This window comes from Tahibacter sp. (genome assembly GCF_032229445.1).
Taxonomy (GTDB): Bacteria; Pseudomonadota; Gammaproteobacteria; order Xanthomonadales; family Rhodanobacteraceae; genus Tahibacter.
In genome coordinates, this window is the sequence record NZ_JAVTWC010000060.1 from 24595 (window position 1) to 47030 (window position 22436).

General features: G+C 65.4%; 21 protein-coding genes and 1 pseudogene. 14 read left to right on the forward strand and 8 right to left on the reverse strand.

Going from position 1 to position 22436, the window contains the following annotated elements; all coding sequences use genetic code 11:
- Positions 1-66 precede the first annotated feature (66 nt).
- Both pstS and RUU78_RS11840 read right to left on the reverse strand, forming a co-directional pair.
- Positions 67-1086, reverse strand: a complete 1020-nt coding sequence (gene pstS, locus RUU78_RS11835) for a phosphate ABC transporter substrate-binding protein PstS (protein WP_313916825.1) — start codon at positions 1084-1086, stop codon at positions 67-69.
- A gap of 232 nt (positions 1087-1318) precedes the next feature.
- Positions 1319-2101: an enoyl-CoA hydratase-related protein gene (locus tag RUU78_RS11840; RefSeq protein ID WP_313916827.1), complete on the reverse strand. Its 783-nt coding sequence runs from the start codon at positions 2099-2101 to the stop codon at positions 1319-1321.
- A gap of 223 nt (positions 2102-2324) precedes the next feature.
- On the opposite strand from RUU78_RS11840, the gene RUU78_RS11845 reads away from it, so the two are divergent.
- Positions 2325-3008 carry an FKBP-type peptidyl-prolyl cis-trans isomerase gene (locus RUU78_RS11845; RefSeq protein WP_313916829.1) on the forward strand — a complete coding sequence of 228 codons (684 nt, stop codon included), beginning with the start codon at positions 2325-2327 and terminating at the stop codon, positions 3006-3008.
- Between the two features lie 63 nt (positions 3009-3071).
- On the opposite strand, the gene RUU78_RS11850 is transcribed toward RUU78_RS11845, so the two are convergent.
- A complete protein-coding gene (locus RUU78_RS11850) occupies positions 3072-3452 on the reverse strand; it encodes a hypothetical protein (RefSeq protein ID WP_313916831.1) in 381 nt (126 codons plus the stop codon).
- A gap of 65 nt (positions 3453-3517) precedes the next feature.
- Between RUU78_RS11850 and RUU78_RS11855 the strand changes: the two are divergent.
- Positions 3518-4323: pseudogene (locus RUU78_RS11855) on the forward strand (CoA pyrophosphatase).
- Positions 4320-5171, forward strand: a complete 852-nt coding sequence (locus RUU78_RS11860; RefSeq protein ID WP_313916833.1) for a sulfurtransferase — start codon at positions 4320-4322, stop codon at positions 5169-5171. Before RUU78_RS11855 ends, RUU78_RS11860 begins: the two are co-directional and overlap by 4 nt.
- Positions 5172-5296: 125 nt before the next feature.
- Here the strand turns inward: RUU78_RS11860 and RUU78_RS11865 are convergent, their stop codons facing one another.
- A complete protein-coding gene (locus tag RUU78_RS11865) occupies positions 5297-6052 on the reverse strand; it encodes an enoyl-CoA hydratase/isomerase family protein (RefSeq protein ID WP_313916835.1) in 756 nt (251 codons plus the stop codon).
- 182 nt (positions 6053-6234) lie between these two features.
- Between RUU78_RS11865 and RUU78_RS11870 the strand changes: the two genes are divergently transcribed.
- A complete protein-coding gene (locus tag RUU78_RS11870) occupies positions 6235-6660 on the forward strand; it encodes a copper chaperone PCu(A)C (protein WP_313916837.1) in 426 nt (141 codons plus the stop codon).
- A gap of 21 nt (positions 6661-6681) precedes the next feature.
- Positions 6682-7233 (forward strand): GNAT family protein, encoded by a 552-nt coding sequence (locus tag RUU78_RS11875; RefSeq protein ID WP_313916839.1) that lies wholly within the window; start codon positions 6682-6684, stop codon positions 7231-7233.
- A 12-nt stretch (positions 7234-7245) separates the two neighbouring features.
- On the opposite strand, the gene RUU78_RS11880 is transcribed toward RUU78_RS11875, so the two are convergent.
- The 3 genes from RUU78_RS11880 to uvrA all read right to left on the reverse strand — a co-directional run bounded on the left by RUU78_RS11880 (position 7246) and on the right by uvrA (position 11554).
- Positions 7246-8181: a rhomboid family intramembrane serine protease gene (locus RUU78_RS11880; protein ID WP_313916841.1), complete on the reverse strand. Its 936-nt coding sequence runs from the start codon at positions 8179-8181 to the stop codon at positions 7246-7248.
- A gap of 71 nt (positions 8182-8252) precedes the next feature.
- Positions 8253-8708, reverse strand: a complete 456-nt coding sequence (locus tag RUU78_RS11885; RefSeq protein ID WP_313916842.1) for a thioesterase family protein — start codon at positions 8706-8708, stop codon at positions 8253-8255.
- A complete protein-coding gene (gene uvrA, locus RUU78_RS11890; RefSeq protein WP_313916883.1) occupies positions 8705-11554 on the reverse strand; it encodes an excinuclease ABC subunit UvrA in 2850 nt (949 codons plus the stop codon). The genes RUU78_RS11885 and uvrA overlap by 4 nt, the downstream gene beginning before the upstream one ends.
- A 342-nt stretch (positions 11555-11896) precedes the next feature.
- On the opposite strand from uvrA, the gene rplU reads away from it, so the two are divergent.
- From rplU to cgtA, 3 genes are all read left to right on the forward strand, one after another.
- Positions 11897-12211 carry a 50S ribosomal protein L21 gene (rplU, locus tag RUU78_RS11895; protein WP_313916885.1) on the forward strand — a complete coding sequence of 105 codons (315 nt, stop codon included), beginning with the start codon at positions 11897-11899 and terminating at the stop codon, positions 12209-12211.
- 18 nt (positions 12212-12229) lie between these two features.
- The gene (gene rpmA, locus RUU78_RS11900) at positions 12230-12487 is read left to right on the forward strand and encodes a 50S ribosomal protein L27 (RefSeq protein WP_313916844.1); all 258 of its coding nucleotides are present in this window, start codon (positions 12230-12232) and stop codon (positions 12485-12487) included.
- 188 nt (positions 12488-12675) lie between these two features.
- Positions 12676-13719, forward strand: a complete 1044-nt coding sequence (gene cgtA, locus RUU78_RS11905; protein WP_313916846.1) for an Obg family GTPase CgtA — start codon at positions 12676-12678, stop codon at positions 13717-13719.
- 153 nt (positions 13720-13872) lie between these two features.
- Here the strand turns inward: cgtA and rpsT are convergent, their stop codons facing one another.
- Entirely contained in the window at positions 13873-14136 is a 264-nt protein-coding gene (gene rpsT / locus RUU78_RS11910) for a 30S ribosomal protein S20 (protein WP_313916848.1), read from the reverse strand.
- 395 nt (positions 14137-14531) lie between these two features.
- On the opposite strand from rpsT, the gene murJ reads away from it, so the two are divergent.
- The 6 genes from murJ to RUU78_RS11940 all read left to right on the forward strand — a co-directional run bounded on the left by murJ (position 14532) and on the right by RUU78_RS11940 (position 22434).
- Entirely contained in the window at positions 14532-16139 is a 1608-nt protein-coding gene (murJ, locus tag RUU78_RS11915) for a murein biosynthesis integral membrane protein MurJ (RefSeq protein ID WP_313916850.1), read from the forward strand.
- 49 nt (positions 16140-16188) lie between these two features.
- Positions 16189-17139 (forward strand): bifunctional riboflavin kinase/FAD synthetase, encoded by a 951-nt coding sequence (locus RUU78_RS11920; RefSeq protein WP_313916852.1) that lies wholly within the window; start codon positions 16189-16191, stop codon positions 17137-17139.
- 3 nt (positions 17140-17142) lie between these two features.
- Positions 17143-20112, forward strand: a complete 2970-nt coding sequence (gene ileS, locus RUU78_RS11925; protein ID WP_313916854.1) for an isoleucine--tRNA ligase — start codon at positions 17143-17145, stop codon at positions 20110-20112.
- A complete protein-coding gene (gene lspA / locus RUU78_RS11930; protein WP_313916856.1) occupies positions 20112-20630 on the forward strand; it encodes a signal peptidase II in 519 nt (172 codons plus the stop codon). Before ileS ends, lspA begins: the two co-directional genes overlap by 1 nt.
- Before the next feature lie 35 nt (positions 20631-20665).
- Positions 20666-21616, forward strand: a complete 951-nt coding sequence (gene ispH / locus RUU78_RS11935) for a 4-hydroxy-3-methylbut-2-enyl diphosphate reductase (RefSeq protein WP_313916857.1) — start codon at positions 20666-20668, stop codon at positions 21614-21616.
- Positions 21617-21852: 236 nt separating this feature from the next.
- Positions 21853-22434 (forward strand): GspH/FimT family pseudopilin, encoded by a 582-nt coding sequence (locus RUU78_RS11940; protein WP_313916859.1) that lies wholly within the window; start codon positions 21853-21855, stop codon positions 22432-22434.
- Positions 22435-22436: the final 2 nt, after the last annotated feature.

The window sequence follows — 22436 nt, forward strand, 5'->3', positions numbered from 1 at the left end:
GGGCTGGCGTTGAGAAACACGGACGGGGCGAAACGCTTGCGCGTTCCGCCCCGCGGCAGGTCGCACTCAGGCTTTGATCTCGGCAGCCCAGTAGGCTTCGATCTGTTTGACCAGCTCATCGGGCAGCGGCACGAAGTCCAGTGCTTCGGCCTGCGCCTTGCCGTTTTCCAGCGCCCACTTGAAGAACGCCAGCGTGTTCTTGCTGCGCGCGGCGTCCTTGGGCTGCTTGTACATCAGGATGAAGTTGGTGGCGGCGATCGGCCACGAACCTTCGCCCGGCGCGTTGGTGATGATCAGGAAGAAGTCTTTCGAGTTCTTCCAGTCGGCGCTGGCGGCAGCGGCCTGGAAGCTCTCGCGGCTCGGCTGCACGAACTTGCCGGCGGCATTCTGCACGGCGGCGTGGGTCATCTTGTTCTGCAGCGCGTAGGCGAGTTCGACGTAGCCGATCGAGCCCGGGATCTGCTTCACGTAGGCAGCGACGCCTTCGTTGCCCTTGCCGCCGACGCCGACCGGCCACTGTACCGAGGTGCCTTCACCGATCTTGGTCTTCCATTCCGGCGAAACCTTCGACAGGTAGTTGACCCAGTTGAACGTGGTGCCGGAACCGTCGGAGCGATGCACCACGGTGATCAGCGCGTCCGGCAGCGCGACGCCGGCATTCACGGCGACGATCTGCGGATCGTTCCACTTGGTGATCTTGCCGAGGAAGATTTCGGCGAGCAGCGGACCGGTGAACTGGATCTTGCCGGGCTCGATGCCCTTGATGTTGATCACCGGCACGACGCCGCCGATCACCGAGGGAAACTGGCCGAGGCCGGCTTCGCTGAGTTCCTTGCTTTCCAGCGGCTTGTCGGACGACCCGAAGTCCACCGTGCCGGCCTTGATCTGGGCGATGCCGCCGCCCGAACCGATCGACTGGTAGTTGATCTTGTTGCCGGTGGCCGTGCTGTAGTCGGCCGACCATTTGGACATGACCGGGTAGACGAAGGTGGCGCCGGCGCCGGTGATGTCGGCGGCCTGGGCGGAGGTGGCACCCGCTGCGATGAGGCTGGCGAGCGCGAGGCGCGTCGTGAAAGTCTTGAACACAGTGAACTCCTTGAGAGCGGCTGAGCTGCAGGTATCGCCGCGCTTTTTACGCGCGCTGTGTTGCAGTCGCGTGGGAGTTTTGTTTCAACTGTGTTACAGCGCGGCCCTGGGCCGGCGGGAACTGCGACCGGATTGGCGCCAACACGGGGTTTGCGCGCGCCGTGGCTGTAATCCGCGTGAAATATTCACGCCGTGCCAGATGCGCCCGGACTCGTGGTCCGGGCGCGGCGCGTCACTTGCCGGTGAACGCCGCCTTGCGCTTCTCCAGGAAGGCCTGCGTGCCCTCGCGCATGTCGGCGGTGGAGCAGCACAGGGCAAAGGCCTGGGTCTCGAATTCGAGCGCCGGATCCATCGCGCAGTCCGCTCCGAGGGTTACCGCGTCGAGGATACCGGCCAGGGCGATGGGTGCGGCAGCGGCGAGCTGGTCGGCGACGGCGGCAATCGTGTCGTCGAGCTGGTCGGCCGGAACGACGCGGTTGAGCACGCCAAGCGCCTGGCCGCGCGCGGCGTCTATGGTCATTCCCAGCAGGCACAGCTCGAGCGCGGCGCTGCGTCCGGCCAGGCGGGTCAGGCGCTGGGTGCCGCCGAAGCCAGGTATCACGCCGAGATTGATTTCCGGCTGGCCGAGCTTTGCCTTTTCGCTGGCGATGCGCAGGTGGCAGCTCATGGCCAACTCCATGCCGCCGCCCAGCGCGAAGCCCTGGATGCGGGCGATTACCGGCTTGGTCGTTCGTTCGATGCCGCGCATGAGGACCTGTCCGGCGCGCGAAAAGGCCTGCGCCTGGACCGGACTCAAGGTGGCGAGTTCGGCGATGTCGGCTCCGGCGACGAAGGCTTTCTCGCCCGCGCCGGCGAGTACGATCACGCGTACCGTTGCATCCTCGCGGGCGCCGCGGAAAGCCGCATCCAGCTCCTGCAAGGTCAGCAGATTCAATGCGTTGAGCTTGTCCGAGCGATTGATCGTGATGCTGCGGACGGCGCCGCGATCGCTGACGAGCAGGTTCTGGTAGTCCATGGGCGGCTCTGCGCAAAAGAAACCATGGTAGCAGCCGCATGCGGGTGCTGTTCAGCTCCGCGGCGGCAGTCTGCCGCGGGCTTCGCGGCCCGGAATTGCCGTCGCCGACCGCATTCGCTGCGGTAGCCGCTGGCCTGACGCTCCGCTATCATGACGAGCTATTTTTTACGGCCGCCGCGCCCTGGGCCGGCCGATTCCGGCAGGATTTCCATTGGAGGTAAGCATGAATTTGCGTTGGTCTGTCGCCGCAGCGGCGCTGCTCGTGACCGGTGCCGTCGTTGCACAGGACACCACAAGTGAGAAAGGCAAACTGAGCTACTCCATCGGCTACCAGATCGGCAACGATTTCGTCGAGCGCAAGATGGATGTGGACATCAACACCATCATCCGCGCGATGCAGGATGGCTACAGCAAGAAGAACCCGGCCGTCTCGCAGGAACAGATGCGCGACGTGCTCGGCAAGATGCAGCAGAAGATGATGACCGAGGCCAAGGCCGAGTTCGACAAGATATCGTCGGAAAACAAGGCCAAGAGCCAGAAGTTCATGGCCGAGAACAAGGCCAAGAAGAACGTCGTCGCGACGCAGTCGGGCCTGCAGTACCGCGTCATCGAAGAAGGTACCGGCGCCCGCGCAAACCTCAACAGCGACGTGACCGTGCACTACCGGGGCTCGTTGGCCTCGGGCCTCGAATTCGACAGCTCCTTCGCTCGCGGCGAGCCGGTGCAGTTCAAGGTCAAGGACGTGATCAAGGGCTGGCAGGAAGCGTTGCCGTTGATGCGCGTCGGCGATCACTGGCAGCTGTTCGTTCCGCCGGAACTCGCCTACGGCGAGCGCGGCCAGCCGCCGCGTATCGGCCCGAACGAAGCGCTGGTGTTCGAGATCAAGCTGGTCGACATCAAGCAGTAAACGAAAAAGCCGCGCGAATGCGCGGCTTTTTCGTTGGGAATCGGGAAGGACAGGGCAGGGTTTCTAGGCCCTGGATTCTTCGCGGGTTCCCGCGAGTTCCTCGAGCGCGATCTCCATCTCGGCCTTGATGCGGTTGATCAGGCGCATGGCTGGCTCGGCGTCGCCCTGATCGGTGCCGATGCCGCTCGCGACAGCGGCTCCGCGGGCGATCGTATCGGCGTCGCCGTCGTCGACAAACTGCGCAAGGTATACATAGCCGCGAGCGAGTCCTTCACGCAGTTCCGGATGGTCGGGTGCCACTTCGTGCAGCAGGAAACGCAGCGCGGCGCGGATGCGGTCTTTCGGATAGGGCAGCAGCGATTGGGGCAGACCGTACACGCCCGGGGAGACGTGGGCGAGCACCTTGCCGTAATCACTGACGACCCGGGTGGCAAGTGCGAGCATGCTCAACCGTTCCGCAGTTCAGGGTTGTTGTAATCTAGCAACGTAATCGCCACATTCCTACGACGATGTTCTCAGTTAACCCTCCTGCCGTGATCCTGACGCCCTGCATCGGTGTGTGCGCACTCGATGCGCGTGGCTATTGCGAAGGCTGCCATCGCACCGGTGCAGAGATCGCCGCGTGGCGTGGACTCAGCGACGCGGAACGCCGTCACCTGATGTTCGACGTGCTGCCGCAACGGGAGCGGCAGCGCTCATGAGCGACTGCGCCACTGCCGGCGCAACGCTGCTTTCCTCCCTGCGCCGGCTCGACGATCCGCCGTCGCTGCCTGGCTGGAACCATGCCGAACTCGCCGATCTGCTCGGCGACACGGTGCGTACGCCGGCTGCGGTGCTAGTGCCGCTCGTACGCCGCGGCGCGATGAGTTCCCTGCTTTTCACGCGACGCAACGAAGGCATGCGCACGCATGCAGGGCAGGTGAGTTTTCCGGGCGGGCGCATCGAACGCGACGACACCGACGCGATCGCCGCGGCGCTACGCGAGACCGAAGAGGAAACCGGCATCGCGCGCAGCCTGGTGCGGCCGCTGGGCTTCCTCGACTGCTTCGAGACCATCAGCGGTTTCGGCGTGACGCCGGTCGTGGCTGAGGTCGCGTCCGACTATGTGCTCGCGCCGGATCCGCGCGAAGTGGCCGAAGTGTTCGAGGTGCCGCTGCCGTTCCTGCTGGATGTGGCCAATCTGCGCCGTAGCGAGATCGACTGGCGCGGACGCCGGCGCGAAATCTACGAATATGACTACGACGGTCGCCGCATCTGGGGTGCGACTGCCGCGATGCTGGTGAATCTGCTGCGCCGGATGGAGGCTTTGCCATGAATTTCACGACACTGATATCGCCGCAGGAACTGGCCGAGTTCTGCGGTTCTCCGGAACTCGTGGTCATAGACTGCCGCTTCGACCTGGCCGACACGCGCAAAGGGGAGAATGCCTGGCGCGCGTCGCATCTGCCGAATGCGCACTACGCGAGCCTGGACCATGATCTTTCGGACCTGTCCAAACAGGGGCTAGGCCGTCATCCGCTGCCGGACATCGAGCGGTTCGCCGCGGCACTGCGGCGCTGGGGCTGGCGGCCGGACCAGCAGGTTGTCGTCTACGACGATGCGACGGGCTCGACCGCAGCGCGACTGTGGTGGATGCTGCGGCTGATCGGTCATCGCCGCGCGGCCGTGCTCGACGGCGGTTTCGCCGCGTGGTCCTCCGCGTGTCTGCCGCTGAGCAATGAAGTCCCGGCGCAGGCCGGCGGCACGATCGAACTGGCGTTCGCGGCGGACCAGATCGTCTATGCCGACGAACTCGTTGCCGGCCTGCATGATGCGAGCGTACTGCTGCTCGACGCGCGTGCAGCAGCGCGTTTTCGCGGCGAGGTGGAGCCGCTGGACCCGGTTGCCGGGCACATTCCCGGTGCGCGCAACCGACCGTTCAGTGACAACCTCGCGGCCGGCGGGGTCTTCAAGCACGCCGACGAATTGCGCGACGAATTCCGGGCCGTGATCGTGGGCTACGAGCCGGAGCAGGTGATCCATTCCTGCGGTTCCGGCGTGACCGCCTGCCACAACCTGCTCGCGATGGAGCACGCCGGCCTGGAAGGTTCGCGCATCTTCGCGCCGTCGTGGAGCGGCTGGATTTCCGACGCCTCGCGTCCGGTTGCACGCGGCGCAACATAGGGCGCGGGCTTCGCTGGCGCCGCAGGGTTGCCGACGCGACGTGAGCTTGATTGAAAACCCCGCCGATTGCGCGGGGTTTTCAATGTCCGCATGTGCCTTATTTCACTCTTCTGCAATGCCCGCGATCAGGCTTTGGACTTGAGCTTCGCCACCAGTCCTTGCAGCACCCGCTGCGATTCCTCGCCGAACCAGCCGTCGACGAATTCGTCGACGTTGAGCGTTGCGATGTCACCAAAGGCGTCGGCGAGATCGGCGCGGGCGAAGCGCCGCGTCTCGCCCATGGCACGCGGCGGCAGGGCCAGCAGTTCGCCGAGCCAGATCTGCGCTCGGGCGACGACGTGGTCGACATCGACGAGTTCGTCGACGAAGCCCGCGGCAAGCGCCTGTTCGGAGTCGAGCATCGCGCCGGCGACCATCAGGCGCTCGGCACGGTAACTGCCGACCAGGCGGCGCAGACCGCGCTGGATCGGTTCGGGCACGACCAGGCCGACCTGCACCTCGTTCAAGCCGATGCGGTAGGCGCCACGCGCCATGACGCGGTAGTCGCAGAAGATCGACAGCACCGCGCCGCCTGCCGGGCTGTGGCCGGTGATTGCGGCGACTGTGGGAATGGTCGAACGCGCGAGCGCGGCGCAGGTGCCGAACAGGTCGCGCCAGACCTCGGCCATACCGGCCCGGTCCAGCTGCAGCAGCGAGGGTACGTCGAGCCCGCCAGAGAACATGCCGCTGCGGCCCGACAGAATGATGCCGCGTGCGCCTTCGCTCGGCGCGGCCTCGATCGCATCGCGCAGGGCACGGATCAGGCCGGCATCGAGCGCGTTGACCGGTGGCCGCGCCAGGCGCAGTTCAAGAATGTCGTCGTGACGGATCAGGTCGAGCATGGGGATCTCCAGGATGGGCGCGCCGGGTCGGCCAAGGCTGCGACGCCGCGTCGCAGCCGCCGGCCGCGCAAAACGTGACGGGTGGCAATTATCATAGCCACATGACGGCGGATGGAAGGGAGCGGAGCATGTGGCGCGTTAGCGGGTCGTGCGCGGGCCGATGGCTTGCGGGATGGGTTGTGGTGGCCTCGATCGCGGGTACGGCACAGGCTGCAGGACAACTGGTCGTCGAGGATGCGTGGATACGTACGGCTCCACCGGGCGCGGCGATGCGCGCGGGCTATGCGATCCTGCGCAATACCGGCGATGCGCCGCTCGTCGTTCGCGGCGCGATGAGCGAGGCCTTCGGCGACGTCAGTATTCACGCGACGACGATCGAGAACGGCATGGCGCGCATGCGCGAGCTCGCGCGGATTCCGCTGGCAGCCGGCGAAAGCGTCACGTTGGAACCCGGCGGCAAGCACCTCATGCTGATGCGTCCGGTCCGCGAGCTGGACCCGGGTGCGAAGGCCGTAATCCGGTTTGAAATCGAGGGCGGATCTTCAGCCGAGGCCGAGTTCGTCGTGCGTGACACCGCCGCATCCGCGGACGACCACGCGCATCATTGAATCGACGGCCGGCGAGATTACATGCAGAAAACGACCGGCGGACTGATCGTCCGGCCCTGGCGGGCGGCTGACGCGGAAAGCCTGTATCGCGCGGTCGATGCCTCGCGCAGCGAGCTGACGCACTGGCTGCCCTGGTGCTCCGACGGCTATGCGCCGGCCGATGCGCTGGCCTGGGTGGATTTTTCGCTACGCAGCTGGCGCGAACGCAGCCAGTTTCCCTTCGGCGTATTCGACGCGCGCAGTGGCGATGTCATCGGTGGCACCGGCATCAATCACCTGGATCTGCCGAACCGGCGGGGGGCATTGGGTTACTGGGTGTCCAGCGCGCACACCGGTCGCGGCGTCGCGCGCCGCGCGGCGGCTGTCGCGGCGGAGTTCGGCTTTAGCGAACTCGCGCTGTGCCGTATCGAAATCATCGTGCTGCTCGACAACCACGCCAGCCATCGTGTCGCTCTTGCACTGGGCGCGCGCCGCGAATGCGATGCGCGTCATCGCGTGCAACATCACGGCGAGGGGGTCACGGCATCGGTGTATGCGCTGCTGCCCGATGAGTTGCGCCAGGTGGATCGCTAGCCCGCAGCGTGATCAATGCGGCATTTCAGCGGCCAGTTCGCGCATGCGGTCGCGATGGATCAACCGGAACAGCAGGCCGATGACGAAGCCCGCGGCTGCGCCGCCGATATGTGCGACATAGTTCGTGTTCGATGCGCGGTCACCGAAATAGTGGCTGTAGATATCCCAGCCGACGTACCACGCAGCGAGCAGCAGCAGCGGAATCCGGAAGCGGCGCACGAACAGCAGGAACCAGAAGAAGCAGCGTACGCGGGCGCGCGGCATGAGCACCGTGATCAATGCCAGCATGCCCATGACGACGCCAGACAGGCCGACGCTGGGTAACGCTTCGCTGCTCGCGCCGACACTGTAGCTGTAGGCCAGGCTCGCGGCGACAGCGATGACGACGAACGCGACGGCGTAATAGACGTAGCCGATCGCGCTTTCGACGAACGACGCAAAGATGAAAAAGAAGATCAGGTTGCCGATCAGATGGCTCCAGCTCGCATGCGCGAACGTCGATGTCATCATGCGCACTACGTCGAATCGCGATGGATCGTAGGCCAGCTCGCCGGTCAGCGGCGGCGGCACCGCGAGATCGAAATCGCTGACTGCCTGGGTCAGCTTGGCCGTCTTGTACTCCAGGTCCTTGGCGCGGTCGGGGTAAAACACGAGATCGCGCGGCTGCACGGCGAGGGCCGCGATCATCGACTCGCGGTCGCTGGCGTCGCGCAGCGCGAGCAGCGTCGTCACGCAGCCGCCGCGTTCGCCGTCGACGCTGACCTGGGCGAGTATCGCCTGCAGGTTCGGATCGATGCCGCTGCGGCAATGCTGGACGATGCGCTGACCATAGTCCGAATCGGCAGAACGCTGCTGGACGAACACCAACACGCAGGCCAGGCAGACGAGCACGGTCAGGAATGGCACGCGATAGAGATCGGCGTCGAGCTTGTACGGAAAGAAAAGCATGGCCGTGCCCGCGATCAGGGTTCGCCGATTCTGCCCGAGCCGCGGCGTGGCGTCAGCGCTGCCGGCGTTCGCTAGACGGGTTGCTCGCAGGCGCGGCGCACGGCGGCGGGCAGCGCGACTGACGCGCCGCTGGCGGGATCGGCCCAGACCACCACGACGCTGCCGTCACCGTAGAGCAGGTCCGCGTCGTCGGCCGAGACGATCCGATGCGCGATCGTCAGCGAGCTGTTGCCGATGCGCTGCACCGACAGCTCGACCATGACTTCGCCCGGCCAGCCGAGCTGGCGGCGGTAGTTCAATTGCGTCGCCGCGAGCACGGGCATGAACGCCTCGCCGGTCCACTCGCCGTCGATGCCGCTGAGCCAGACCAGGCGCGCTTCCTCGAGAAAAGTCAGGAAGCTCGCGTTGTTGACATGATTGAAGGCGTCGAGATCGCGCCAGCGCACGCGGATTGGCACACGTGCGAGCTGCTTGAGTGCCGCGGCGGATGCATCCGCTGCGGCCGGGGCCCGATCCGACGCGGTCATGCCGCTTGCTTCTTCTTGCCGTTGCCGGCGAGCAGGCGCGCGAGGAATCGGCCGGTATGCGAGCGCTTGTCGGCGGCGATCTGCTCGGGCGTGCCGCTGGCGATGATCTCGCCGCCACGGTGGCCGCCTTCGGGGCCGAGATCGATGACCCAGTCGGCGGTCTTGATCACGTCGAGGTTGTGCTCGATCACGACGACGGTATTGCCGTCTTCGGACAGGCGCTGCAGCACCTGCAGCAGTTGCTCGATGTCGTGGAAGTGCAGGCCGGTGGTGGGCTCGTCCAGGATATACAGCGTGCGTCCGGTGTCGCGCTTGGACAGTTCGCGCGAGAGCTTGACGCGCTGCGCCTCGCCGCCCGAGAGCGTGGTCGCGCTCTGGCCGAGCTTGATGTAGCTCAGGCCCACGTGCATCAGCGTCTCGAGCTTGCGCGCCAGCGTCGGCACGGGCTCGAACAGCTTGTGCGCGTCCTCGACCGTCATCTGCAGCACGTCGGAGATGTTGTAGCCCTTGTAGGTGATGTCGAGCGTCTCGCGGTTGTAGCGCTTGCCGTGGCACAGGTCGCAGGGCACGTAGACGTCGGGCAGGAAGTGCATCTCGACCTTGATCAGGCCATCGCCCTCGCAGGCTTCGCAGCGGCCGCCCTTGACGTTGAAGCTGAAGCGGCCGGCGCCGTAGCCGCGCGCGCGCGATTCCGGCACCTGCGCGAACAGTTCCCGCAGCGGCGTGAACAGGCCGGTATACGTCGCCGGGTTCGAGCGCGGCGTGCGGCCGATCGGCGACTGGTCGATGTCGACGACCTTGTCGAACAGGTCCAGGCCCTGCACCTTCTTGTAGGCGGCAGGTTTCTCGCCGGCCCCGTTGAGTTCGGCCGCGGTCAGTCGGTACAGCGTGTCGTTGATCAGTGTCGACTTGCCCGAACCGGATACGCCGGTGATGCAGGTGAACAGGCCGGCCGGGATTTCCAGATCGACATTTTTCAGATTGTTGCCACTGGCTCCGGTGATTCGCAGCATGCGCTTGGGATCCGGCTTGCGCCGCTGCTTCGGAATGGCGATGCGGCGCTTGCCCGACAGATACTGGCCGGTCACCGAGCGCGGGCTCTTGAGTACGTCCTTGAGCGAGCCCTGGGCCACGATCTCGCCGCCGTGCACGCCGGCACCGGGGCCGATGTCGAGTATGTAGTCGGCTAGGCGGATCGCGTCTTCGTCGTGTTCGACCACGATGACCGTGTTGCCGAGATCGCGCAGGCGCGTCAGCGTACCGAGGAGGCGCTCGTTGTCGCGCTGGTGCAGGCCGATCGAGGGTTCGTCGAGCACGTACATGACGCCGACGAGGCCGGCGCCGATCTGGCTGGCCAGGCGAATACGCTGCGCTTCGCCGCCGGACAGGGAATCAGCCTGGCGGTCCAGCGTGAGGTAGTCCAGGCCCACGTCGACGAGGAAGCGCAGGCGTTCGCGGATTTCCTTGACGATCTTGGTCGCGATCTCGCCGCGCCAGCCGGCCAGGGCGAGCTTCTGGAAGAAATCGAGCGACTGGTCGATCGGGAGCGCGGTCAACGCCGACAGGTTGCTCTCGGCGACGAAGACGTTGCGCGCGGAGCGGTTCAGGCGCTGGCCGCTGCAGTCGGGGCAGGGGCGGCCGCTGATGAACTTGGCCAGTTCCTCGCGCACGGCAGGCGACTCGGTTTCCTTATAGCGACGCTCGAGGTTGTTGACGATGCCTTCGAAGCGGTGCTTACGCGTGACGTTTCCGCCGGCATCGGTGAGATAGCGGAAAGTGACGACGTCCTCGCCGGAACCGTAGAGCACGGCGTTCTGGTTCGCCTTGGACAGCTTTTCCCAGGGCGTGTCGATGTCGAAGCCGTAGTGCTTGGCCAGCGAAAGTATTAATTGGAAATAGTACGCATTGCGTCGGTCCCAGCCGCGCACCGCGCCGGCGGCCAGGCTGTGCTCGGGATGCACGACGATGCGGCCCGGATCGAAGAATTGGCTGACACCGAGGCCGTCGCAGCCCGGGCACGCGCCGAGCGGCGAATTGAACGAGAACAGGCGCGGTTCCAGTTCCGGCAGCGAGTAGTCGCAGATGGGGCACGAAAAGCGCGACGAGTACAGCGTTTCCGGCGTGTCGGTCGCATCGAGGTCGGCGACCAGCACGAGACCGTCACCGAGGCGCAGCGCGGTCTCGAAGGATTCGGCCAGCCGCTGCTTGAGATCGGCCTTGGGCCGGAAGCGGTCGACCACGACTTCGATCGTGTGTTTCTGGCGCAGGGCCAGCGCGGGCACCGCATCGAGCTCGTAGACGGTGCCGTTGACGCGGGCGCGCACGAAACCTTGCGCACGCAGCTGCTCGAATACTTGCACATGCTCGCCTTTGCGCTCGCGCACAACGGGGGCGAGCAGCATGTAGCGGTGTTCCGGCTTCAGGGCCAGGGTGGCGTCGACCATCTGGCTGACGGTCTGCGCTTCGAGCGGAATGCCATGGTCGGGACAGCGCGGCGTGCCCACGCGGGCGAACAGCAGGCGCAGGTAGTCGTAGATCTCGGTGATGGTGCCGACGGTCGAGCGCGGGTTGTGCGAAGTCGACTTCTGTTCGATAGAAATCGCCGGCGACAGGCCTTCGATGTGATCGACGTCAGGCTTTTCCATCACCGACAGAAACTGGCGTGCATAGGCCGACAGCGACTCGACGTAGCGGCGCTGGCCTTCAGCATAGATGGTGTCGAACGCGAGCGACGACTTGCCCGAACCCGACAGCCCGGTGATCACGATCAGGCTGTCGCGCGGCAGGTCGACATCGATGTTCTTGAGATTGTGGGTGCGCGCGCCGCGGATGCGGATCGTGTCCATGTGGGGATTGGGCATGGGGGTCAGCGAAGTAGTTTGCGCCGCGACGGGTCGGCGGCGCGTGACAGGTGAGGGCGGCACGACGGGAATCCAATCAGGGCAAGAACGAACCTATAAAACTGAATGCGGACCGATTCCGCCCTGATTTGACGCGGCGGTTGCGAAAGGTCGCTACGCTGGAGTGATTCATGATCGCAGATGGCGGCGCATCGCGAGGTCTGGCCCACCGTCTTACCTGCTTACGAATTGACCAGAATCGCCAAAGCCGTTATCCTCGCGCGCCCCAAAAAGGGACAGGCTTTCGTCCAGGCCTGGCAACAGCAGAATAACTACAGAGGAATTCCCATGTACGCAGTCATCGTCACTGGCGGTAAGCAATACCGCGTGATGAAGGGTGAGACCATCCGCGTCGAGCTGCTCAAGGCCGACGTCGACTCCACCTTTACCTTCGACCAGGTCTTGCTGGTCGGCGAAGGCGATTCGATCAATATCGGCGGCCCGCTGCTCGGCGGCGCGTCGGTCACCGCTACCGTGAAAAAGCACGGCCGCGCCGACAAGATCCGCATCGTCAAATTCCGCCGCCGCAAGCATTTCCGCAAGGAAACCGGCCACCGTCAGCATTTCACCGAAGTCGAGATCACCGGCATTACCGCCGGTTGAATCTGAGGAGCAGCAGTCATGGCATCAAAGAAGGGCGTAGGCTCAAGTCGTAACGGCCGCGATTCGAATCCGAAGTATCTCGGCGTCAAGGTCTATGGTGGCGAAGCCATCAATGCCGGCAACATCATCATTCGCCAGCGCGGCACCCAGTTCCATCCGGGTACCGGCGTCGGCCTGGGTCGCGACCACACCATCTTTGCGCTGATCGACGGCAAGGTGGAGTTCGCGGTCAAGGGTCCGAAGAGCCGTCGCACGATCAGCGTCGTTCCGGCCTGATCCGCGCAGCACACGATGACGCAGAAGCCCCGCTCTGGCGGGGCTTTTGTTTTGTAGGTCCGGCGGCGACGTCCGCGCCGGCTGCCTGAACGCGGCCCCTGCCTTGCCGTGGCCCCTGTTTTCCTTCGCGCGTCAGCAGCTCGGGCGTGCGCTACCTTATGCCTTTCGATGGGCACTCTTGAATCCCTATGAAATTCGTCGACGAAGCTGAAATCCATGTCCACGCCGGCAACGGCGGCAATGGCTGCGCCAGTTTCCGGCGCGAGAAATTCATTCCGTTCGGCGGACCCGACGGCGGCGACGGCGGTGCCGGCGGCAGTGTGTTCCTCGTCGCCGACGAAAACCTCAACACCCTGATCGATTTCCGCCACCAGCGCGTCTACCGCGCCGGTCGCGGTGAAAACGGCATGAGCCGGCAGATGCACGGGAAGGCCGGCGAAGAGCTGATCATCCGCGTACCGGTCGGCACCGTGATCATCAATATCGATACCAACGAGACCATTGGCGACCTGACTGAGCACGGCCAGCGCCTCAAGGTCGCCCAGGGCGGTGACGGCGGCCTGGGCAATATCCACTTCAAGAGTTCGACCAATCGCGCGCCGCGCAAGGCGACGTCGGGGTTTCCCGGCGACTCGCGCGAGCTGCGCCTGGAGCTGAAGCTGCTCGCGGACGTCGGTCTGCTGGGTTTTCCGAATGCGGGCAAGTCCACGTTCATCCGCGCAGTGTCGGCGGCAACGCCGCGCGTGGCGGACTACCCGTTCACGACGCTGCATCCGAACCTCGGCGTGGTGCGCATCGATACGGACCAGAGCTTCGTGGTGGCTGACATCCCGGGGCTGATCGAAGGCGCGGCCGATGGCGCGGGCCTGGGCATCCAGTTCCTCAAGCACGTCGCGCGTACCAGCCTGTTGCTGCATCTGGTCGATATGGCGCCGCTCGATGGCGAGACCGACCCGGTCGCGCAGGTCAAGGCGATCGAGGCCGAACTCAAGCAGTTCGATCCGGGCTTGCTCAAGCGCCCGCGCTGGCTCGTGCTGAACAAGGCCGACCTGCTGCCCGAGGAAGACCGGCTCAAGGCCGCCAAGGACATCGTCAAGCGGCTGAAGTGGAAAGCGCCGTGGTTCCTCGTGTCGGCCATTGGCCGCGAAGGCACCTGGCCGATCTGCCTGGAAGCGCAGAAGTTCTTCGACGAGGCCAAGCGGGTGGAGCGGGAAGAGCGCGAAGCACAGTAACGAGGGTGAAGGAGTGAGAAATGAGTGAGTCCGGCGTTCGACACCTACTCGTTTCTCACTTCTCTAAACTCATTGCTTAGCTCAATCGCCTGATTCCAGTCACAAAAAAAGCCGGCTTGCGCCGGCTTTTCGTTGCAGCTTGTCCAACGTGGATCAGGCAAGTGCCTTGATATGGTTGGTCAGGCGGCTCTTGTGACGGTTGGCTTTGTTCTTGTGGATCAGGCCACGGCTGCCGTAGCGATCCATGATGGGCTCGGCGACCTTGTAAGCGGCTTCGGCGCCAGCCTTGTCCTTCGATTCGATGGCCTTTACGACCTTCTTGATTGCCGTGCGCAGCATGGAGCGGGCACTGACGTTGCGCTGACGGCGCACTTCAGACTGCTTCGCACGCTTCTTTGCGGATTTGATATTGGCCAAGGTAAGACTCCAGACGCACGGCTTTGGAAAAAGACGCGCGAGTTTAAGGACGATGTCCGGCCACGTCAACCGCGCGATCGGGAAGGAGGTGCCCGCGGTGCTGGGCGCCGGGCGTATGTGGTGCCGATTTCGGGTTGCTGGACCGAAAACCCCGAATCCCCGCATCGGCGAAATGCCCGACAAGACGGGATTCGATCTCTTGCCGTTGAAGCCCTTTTGAGTCAGGGGGCGGCCAGGCGCCCGTCAAGCGGAAGTCTGGCGGAGTTGTGGTGGTCGGGTGCGATGCGAAAACGGCGGTGCAAACGTTGGTTCGAACTTCCCTAGAATAGAACGCTTGTGCCCGCAGCCCTGGCCCCGCCGCAGCGGGGCGGCCGGCGGAGGATGGAGTCCTGCGTGTGAAAGCCCCGAGTCTGCTGCGTTCCCTCATGTCCTTCAGCGGCATGACCTTCATCTCGCGCCTGCTCGGACTGGCGCGCGAAGTGGCCATGTCGGCAGCGTTCGGTGCCGGCATGGTAACCGACGCGTTCAACGTTGCGTTCCGTATTCCGAATTTCCTGCGCCGGCTGTTCGCCGAGGGTTCGTTCTCGCTGGCCTTCGTGCCGGTGCTGACCGAGGTCAAGGAGAAGCAGTCCCCCGAGGCATTGCGCGAACTGATCGCGCGCGCAGCCGGCACGCTGGGCGCGATCCTGCTCGTCGTGACCGCGATCGGCGTGCTCGGCGCCGACTGGGTCGTGCGCCTGTTCGCCTCCGGCGCGGTCGACGAACCGGAGAAGTTCGCACTGACCACGGATCTCCTGCGCGTGACGTTTCCGTTCCTGCTGTTCGTGTCGCTGACTGCACTGGCGGGCGCCGTGCTCAATGCGTTCAACCGTTTCGCGCTGCCGGCGCTGACGCCGGTGATCCTCAATCTGTGCTGGATCGCCGGTGCGCTCTGGCTCGCGCCGCATTTCGACGCCCCCATCATGGCGGTGGGCTGGGCGATCTTCGTGGCTGGCCTGCTGCAGTTGCTGTTCCTGCTACCGGCCCTGCGCCGGCTCAACATGCTGGCGTGGCCACGCTGGGGCTGGAGCCATCCGCAGGTCAAGCGTATCCGCCAGGTCATGCTGCCGACCCTGTTCGGCTCCTCGGTCGCCCAGATCAACCTGCTGCTGGATACTGTCATCGCGTCCTACCTGATCACCGGATCGCAGACCTGGTTGGGACAGAGCGACCGGCTGCTCGAATTCCCGCTTGGCCTGTTCGGCGTCGCGCTGGGCACCGTGATCCTGCCGAGCCTGTCACGCCACCATGTCAGCACCGACGCCGCGGCGTTCGCGCGCGCGCTCGACTGGGGGCTGCGCACCGCCTTGCTGATCGCGCTGCCGGCCATGCTCGGTCTGGTGCTGCTGGCCGAGCCGCTGGTCGCCACCCTGTTCTTCCATGGCAAGTTCACGCCGCATGATGTGGACATGGCCAGCCTCAGCCTGTCGGCGCTGAGCTTCGGCCTGCCGGCCTTCGTCCTGGTCAAGGTGGTCGCGCCGGCATTCTATGCGCGCGGCGACACACGCACCCCGGTGCGTGCCGGCGTGGTCGCGATGGTGGCGAACATGCTGATGAATCTGATTTTCGTCGCGGCGCTGTTCGCGCTGTGGCACCGGCCGGCAGACCTCGACGGCGGCTGGGTCGCCGCGCTCTCCCGCGTGCCGGGGCTGCATGTTGCGCTGGCGCTGGCGAGCGCGCTGGCCGGTTATCTCAACTTGGCCCAGCTGTGGCTGGCGCTCGCGCGCAGCGGCGTGTTCCAGCGCCAGGCGGGCTGGGCGAGGCACCTCTGGCGTGTTGGCCTGGCCTGCGCGGCGATGGCTGCGGTGCTGCTGCTCGGGCTGCGTTTCGCCGAGGGTTGGACGCAGATCCCGACCTGGCAGCGCATCGTCCAGCTGGGCGTGCTGGTGATCCTTGGTGCCGGCGCCTACCTGCTGGCCCTGTTCGCGCAGGGCTTCCGTCTGCGCGAACTGCGTGCGCATTGACGGAATGCCCGTGATCCATCGTCCGTTGCCAGTCGCTATACTCCGGCCAATGCATACGTTGTCCCGTGACGTCGCCGGCCCCGTGCTCGCGCCGCGCGGCAGCGTGGTCTGTATCGGCGCATTCGACGGCGTGCATCGCGGTCATCGCTATGTGCTCGACCATGTCTGCCTCCGCGCCGCCGAGTTGAATCTGGAGCCGGCCGCCATCAGTTTCGAGCCGGTGCCGCGCGAATTTTTCGCGCGTGGCAGTCTGGCGCGCCTGTCATCGGCGCGCGACAAGGTCGAGCAGATTTTCGATGCCGGCGTCAGCCATTTGTTGTTGCTGCGATTCAACGCGGCGCTTGCGGCGATGAGCGCCGAGGATTTCGTGAAGCAGGTCCTGGTTGACCGGCTCGCGGCACGCGAAGTGCTCGTGGGGCAGGGTTTTCGCTTCGGCCATTCGCGGCGTGGTGATGTGCTCGCGTTGCAGCGTCTCGGTGCCGACCACGGCTTCGTGGCGCGGGAACTGTCGCCGTTTGCGGCGCAGGGCGAGCGGGTGTCGAGTTCGGCGATTCGCGACTTGCTCGCGCACAGCCGCTTCGACGCGGCGGCGGCCTTGCTGGGTCGTGCGTTCGCCATCGGCGGCAAGGTCGTGCACGGGCGCCAGCTCGGCCGCCAGCTCGGCTATCCGACGGCCAATATCCGCCTCGGCCGCCGGCTCGCCCCGCTGCAGGGCATTTTCGCCGTGCGCGTGAGCGGTGCCGGGCTCGTCTCGCATCCGTCGGTCGCGAGCCTCGGCGTGCGACCGACCGTTGCCGGCAAGGAGCCGCTGCTTGAGGCGCACCTGTTCGATTTCGACGGCGATCTCTACGGCCAGCGTATCGAAGTGGAATTTGTTGCAAAACTGCGTGACGAGGAAAAATTCCCGGACCTGACCAGCATGGTCCGGCAGATCGACTCTGACGCCGCCAGCGCGCGGCGCATCCTGGGCGCAACCGCCATCGCGGACGCCGGAGCCTGAACCGTGACGACCGACTACAAGCACACCATCAACCTGCCCGAGACGACCTTCGCGATGAAGGCGGACCTGGCCAAGCGCGAGCCGGCCATGCTGGCCGAGTGGGAAGCCAGGCAGCGCTATCACCAGATCCAGCAGAAGACCTCCGGTCGCGAGCGCACCTTCGTGCTGCACGACGGTCCGCCGTACGCGAACGGCGTGATCCATCTCGGCCACGCGCTGAACAAGATCCTCAAGGACACGGTGGTCAAGTCCAAGCTGATGGCGGGCTACCGCTCGCCCTACGTACCGGGCTGGGACTGCCACGGACTGCCGATCGAGATCGCGGTCGAAAAGAAGATCGGCAAGGTCGGCCAGAAGGTCGATGCGGTCACCTTCCGCCAGAAATGCCGTGAATACGCGAGCCAGCAGATCGACCTGCAGCGTACGGACTTCAAGCGTCTCGGCGTGTTCGGCGACTGGGACAACCCGTATCGCACGATGGATGCGAAGTTCGAAGCCGACATGGTGCGCGCACTCGCGACGATCTATTCGAACGGCCACGTCACGCGCGGCTTCAAGCCGGTGCACTGGTGCTTCGACTGCGGCTCGGCGCTGGCCGAGGCGGAGATTGAATACGCCGACAAGACCTCGCCGGCGATCGATGTGGCGTATGACGTCGTCGACAAGGATGCCGTGCTTGGCGCGTTCATCGGGCCGCGCAGCGCCGACGCAGCCCTGTGGCAGCAGTTTGACTCAGTGATCGTCGCAGTGCCGATCTGGACGACGACGCCGTGGACTCTGCCAGCGAGCGTCGCCGTCACGCTGGGACCGGAACTCGACTACTGCCTGATCGAAGGGCCGGCGCGCGAGGGCAAACGCCTGCTGCTCGTCGTCGCGGCGGCGCTGGCCGATCGCTGCGCGGCGCGCTACGGCAGCGCGGTCGATGGTATTACGCTCACCCACGGCCGTGCGGTGCGCGGCACGGAGATCGAGAACCAGTTGTTGCAGCATCCGTTCTACGATCGCCAGGTGCCGGTGCTGGTCGGCGACCACGTCTCCGCCGACGACGGTACTGGCGCCGTGCACACTGCGCCGGGTCATGGCGTGGAAGACTTCGCGGTCGGCCAGAAATATGGATTGATCGACAAGTATACGCCGGCCGAGTTGAACCCGGTCGGCGGCAACGGCGTCTACCTGCCGGGCACTCCGCTGGTCGAAGGGCAGTACATCTGGAAGGCCAACGACTCCATCGTCGAACTCCTTGCCGAGCGCGGCAAGCTGCTCGCATCAGCCAAGATCCAGCACAGCTATCCGCACTGCTGGCGCCACAAGACGCCAGTCGCATTCCGCGCCACGCCGCAGTGGTTCATCAGCATGGAAAAGGCCGGCCTGCGCGCCGACGCGCTCGCGGCGATCAAGCGCGTGCGCTGGATCCCGGGCTGGGGCGAGGAACGCATCACGAGCATGATCGCCGGTCGTCCGGACTGGTGCATCTCGCGCCAGCGCACCTGGGGCGTGCCGATCACGCTGCTCGTCGACAAGGCCACGCAATTGCCGCATCCGCGCAGTGTGGAATTGTTCGAAACTATCGCGCGGCACATGGAACAGGGCGGCATCGACGCCTGGTACGCGCTCGAAGTGTCCGACCTGATCGGCGAGGAAGCTGCGCAGTACGAGAAGGTCACCGATGTGCTCGATGTCTGGTTCGACTCGGGCGTGACCCATCGCGGCGTGCTCGCCGAGCGGCCGGAGTTGCGCACCGACGGCCCCGACGACAAGGTCATGTACCTGGAAGGCTCGGACCAGCACCGCGGCTGGTTCCACTCCTCGCTGCTGACTGCGACGGCGATGTATCGCCATGCGCCGTACAACGAGGTGCTGACCCACGGCTTCACCGTGGACGAGAACGGCCGCAAGATGTCCAAGTCGCTCGGCAACGGTGTCGAGCCGCAGGACGTGATGAAGAACTACGGCGCCGACATCCTGCGCCTGTGGGTGGCCTCGACCGATTATCGCAACGAAATGTCGATGTCGAACGAGATCCTCAAGCGCGTCGCCGATGCTTACCGGCGCATCCGCAACACAGCCCGCTTCCTGCTCGGCAACCTGCATGGCTTCGATCCGGCGCAGCACCTGGTGGCGGTCGAGGATTCGCTGCTGCTCGACCAGTGGGCGGTGCAGCAGGCGTTTGACACGCAGCAGGCCATCATGGCCGCCTACGAGCGCTATGACTTCCCGGAAATCGTTCAGCGCGTGCAGAACTTCTGCACCAACGAGATGGGCGCGCTGTACCTCGACATCACCAAGGACCGCCTCTACACGATGCCGACGGCCAGCCATGGCCGGCGCTCGGCGCAGAGCGCGATGTATCGCATCCTTGAGGCGCTGGTGCGTTGGCTGGCTCCGGTCCTCACGTTCACGGCCGAGGAAATCTGGGCGGCGATGCCCGGTGCACGCGATGAGTCGGTGTTCTTCGCGACGTTCTACGACGGCCTTGCTGCGACCCAGGCGTCGCCGCAGCAGCGGCAATGGTGGAGCGACCTGCTCGCCATCCGTTCGGCGACGTCCAAGGTGCTCGAAGGCATGCGCGTGCTCGGCGTGATCGGCGCCTCGCTCGAGGCCGAGGTCACGCTGTACGTCGATGCGGACGAGCGCGAACGGTTCGCCGAGGTCGCCGACGAACTGCGTTTCGGTTTCATCACCTCGCAGCTCGAACTGGCCGCGCTGCGTGACCGGCCGGTCTATGACCAGGTCGCCGCGAAGCTCGGTTTCGAGTCCTTCGTCGACGACGACGCCCAGCCGACGTCGCTTGCCGCCAGGGCCGATCTGGCTACGCACGAAGTCTGGATCGTGGCCAAGGCCAGCAGCGCGACGAAATGCGTGCGCTGCTGGCACTACCGCACAGACGTGGGCAGCCACGCGGCGCATCCGGAACTGTGCGCGCGCTGCGTCGACAATGTCGACGGCAGCGGCGAACAGCGGCGCTATTTCTGATGGCCGCGCTCGCTACGCGCGTCTCCCGGCGGGCCAATGCGCTGGTCTGGCTGGTCCTGTCCGCGATACTCATCGTGCTGGACCAGTGGACCAAGCATGTCGTGCTGGGACATCTGCAGGAAGGCGTGCCGATTCCGGTTGTGCCGGGTTTCCTGAACTGGATGCTCGCGTTCAACACCGGCGCGGCCTTCAGTTTCCTGGCTGACGCGGGTGGCTGGCAGCGCTGGGGGTTCAGTGCGCTGGCCGTGCTGATCAGTCTGGTGCTGACCGTGTGGCTTGCGCGCACGCCGCGGCGCGACTGGTTGACGGCCCTGCCGCTGTCGCTCGTGGTCGGCGGAGCGATCGGCAACCTGATCGATCGCCTGCGCTTCGGTCATGTCGTCGACTTCATCCAGGTCTATCACGGCGACTGGACGTTTCCGGCGTTCAACGTTGCCGACTCGGCCATCTCGGTCGGTGCGGTGCTTCTGGCCCTGGCCAGCCTGCGCAGTGCGAAAGAGGAGGGTCTGGGGCGGTAATCGGCGCTCACGCCGTATCGGCTCCGTTCAATGCCATGGAAGTTCTGCTAGCCAATCCACGCGGTTTCTGCGCCGGCGTCGACCGTGCCATCGAGATCGTCGAACGCGCGCTCGAGGTCTTCGGTGCGCCGATCTACGTGCGCCACGAGGTCGTGCACAACCGCTTCGTCGTCGAGGGGCTGCGTGCACGCGGCGCCATCTTCGTCGACGAACTCGTCGAGGTGCCCGATGACGCGACCGTGATCTTCAGCGCACACGGCGTTTCGAAAGCCGTGCGCGCCGAAGCCGACGAGCGCGGCCTGCGCGTGTTCGACGCGACCTGTCCCCTGGTCACCAAGGTGCACATCGAGGTATCCAGCCACTGCAAGGCTGGCCGCGACGTCGTGCTGATCGGCCACGCCGGGCACCCGGAAGTCGAAGGCACGCTGGGCCAGTGGATGAAGTCCGGCGCGCTCGGCGAAATCTACCTCGTCGAGACGCCCGAGGACGTGGCGCGCCTGCGGCCGCGCAATCCGGAACATATCGCCTACGTGACCCAGACTACGTTGTCTGTCGACGATACCAAGGCGGTCATCGACGCGCTGCGCCGGCACTTTCCGAAGGTGCTTGGACCGCGCCACGATGACATCTGCTACGCGACGCAGAATCGCCAGGACGCGGTGCGCGATCTTGGCCAGCAATGCGATCTCGTGCTGGTCGTCGGATCGATCAACAGCTCGAACTCCAACCGCCTGCGCGAACTCGCGGAAAAGCAGGGCGTGCCGGCCTATCTGATCGACGGCGCGGACGATATACAGGACGAATGGCTACACGGGCGCGCACGCGTCGGTGTGACTGCCGGCGCATCGGCGCCGGAGACCCTGGTCAAGGACGTGATCGCGCGCGTCCAGTCGTTCGGTGGCGGGCAGGTACGCGAGCTCAGCGGTGCCATCGAGACGATCACCTTCGCGCTGCCGCGCGAGCTGCGCATCCAGCTGCTGCCCTGACGCCTGTCGCGGCCCCGTGCCTCGCCGCCGCCGCCCTTGCGCAGCCGGGCGGCTGTTGCGCGCGCTGCGCAGGCGCCGGGCCAGATTGCAGGTCGCAGCGCCGCTTCCGCGCCACCCTGTTCCGCTCATCCGACATTTCCTACCTCGCGCAGCGCTCAGCCTTGCCTGACTCCCGGGGCACGCATAGCTTCCAGCCTCGGATAGCCCTGCGCTATTTCGTCTTCGCAGAGGGACTTATGGCATTTCTCTATAGGCGCGACCGACGTCTTCGCGGGCTGAAGGCCGAGCGTGGTTTCACCATCATCGAACTGTTCGTGGCCATGCTCGTGCTCGCCATCGCGCTTGGGCTCGCCACGCCCATGTTTCGCGACGTCATCCGGAACACGGCGGTATCGAATCAGGCGAACGACCTGGTCACGTCGCTCGCTGCGGCGCGCTCTGAAGCGGTACGGCGTGGTCTGCAGGTCGCAGTCATCTCAGTCAGTGGTGGTGCCGACTGGTCAACCGGCTGGCAGGTCATTGCGGATACCGATCGGAATGGCACGTTTGCCGGCGCGGACGACATCATCTCGACGTCGCCGCCGCTCGCGTCGCAATACCACGTATATGCCCGCAGCACCGGCGGAGTCGGTGCCGACAGTCAAGTAGTGTTCGCCATTAATGGAGCACTGACCAACGCCGGCTTCGACATCAACGTCTGCTTCCCTTCCGGCGACGCGACAAAGTCGCGTCGCATCCGGGTTCGCGCCAGCGGCAGTGCGTCTTCGCACAAGAACACAACCGGCTCCACCGCAACCGCATGTCCGGCGGGATCCTGATC

Coding starts and splice junctions, on each gene's coding strand:
- RUU78_RS11840 (WP_313916827.1), bottom strand. CDS start 2,101: ATGGACTACCAGAACCTGCTCGTCAGCGATCGCGGCGCCGTCCGCAGC.
- RUU78_RS11845 (WP_313916829.1), top strand. CDS start 2,325: ATGAATTTGCGTTGGTCTGTCGCCGCAGCGGCGCTGCTCGTGACCGGT.
- RUU78_RS11850 (WP_313916831.1), bottom strand. CDS start 3,452: ATGCTCGCACTTGCCACCCGGGTCGTCAGTGATTACGGCAAGGTGCTC.
- RUU78_RS11860 (WP_313916833.1), top strand. CDS start 4,320: ATGAATTTCACGACACTGATATCGCCGCAGGAACTGGCCGAGTTCTGC.
- RUU78_RS11865 (WP_313916835.1), bottom strand. CDS start 6,052: ATGCTCGACCTGATCCGTCACGACGACATTCTTGAACTGCGCCTGGCG.
- RUU78_RS11875 (WP_313916839.1), top strand. CDS start 6,682: ATGCAGAAAACGACCGGCGGACTGATCGTCCGGCCCTGGCGGGCGGCT.
- RUU78_RS11880 (WP_313916841.1), bottom strand. CDS start 8,181: ATGCTTTTCTTTCCGTACAAGCTCGACGCCGATCTCTATCGCGTGCCA.
- RUU78_RS11885 (WP_313916842.1), bottom strand. CDS start 8,708: ATGACCGCGTCGGATCGGGCCCCGGCCGCAGCGGATGCATCCGCCGCG.
- uvrA (WP_313916883.1), bottom strand. CDS start 11,554: ATGGACACGATCCGCATCCGCGGCGCGCGCACCCACAATCTCAAGAAC.
- rplU (WP_313916885.1), top strand. CDS start 11,897: ATGTACGCAGTCATCGTCACTGGCGGTAAGCAATACCGCGTGATGAAG.
- rpmA (WP_313916844.1), top strand. CDS start 12,230: ATGGCATCAAAGAAGGGCGTAGGCTCAAGTCGTAACGGCCGCGATTCG.
- cgtA (WP_313916846.1), top strand. CDS start 12,676: ATGAAATTCGTCGACGAAGCTGAAATCCATGTCCACGCCGGCAACGGC.
- RUU78_RS11920 (WP_313916852.1), top strand. CDS start 16,189: ATGCATACGTTGTCCCGTGACGTCGCCGGCCCCGTGCTCGCGCCGCGC.
- lspA (WP_313916856.1), top strand. CDS start 20,112: ATGGCCGCGCTCGCTACGCGCGTCTCCCGGCGGGCCAATGCGCTGGTC.
- ispH (WP_313916857.1), top strand. CDS start 20,666: ATGGAAGTTCTGCTAGCCAATCCACGCGGTTTCTGCGCCGGCGTCGAC.
- RUU78_RS11940 (WP_313916859.1), top strand. CDS start 21,853: ATGGCATTTCTCTATAGGCGCGACCGACGTCTTCGCGGGCTGAAGGCC.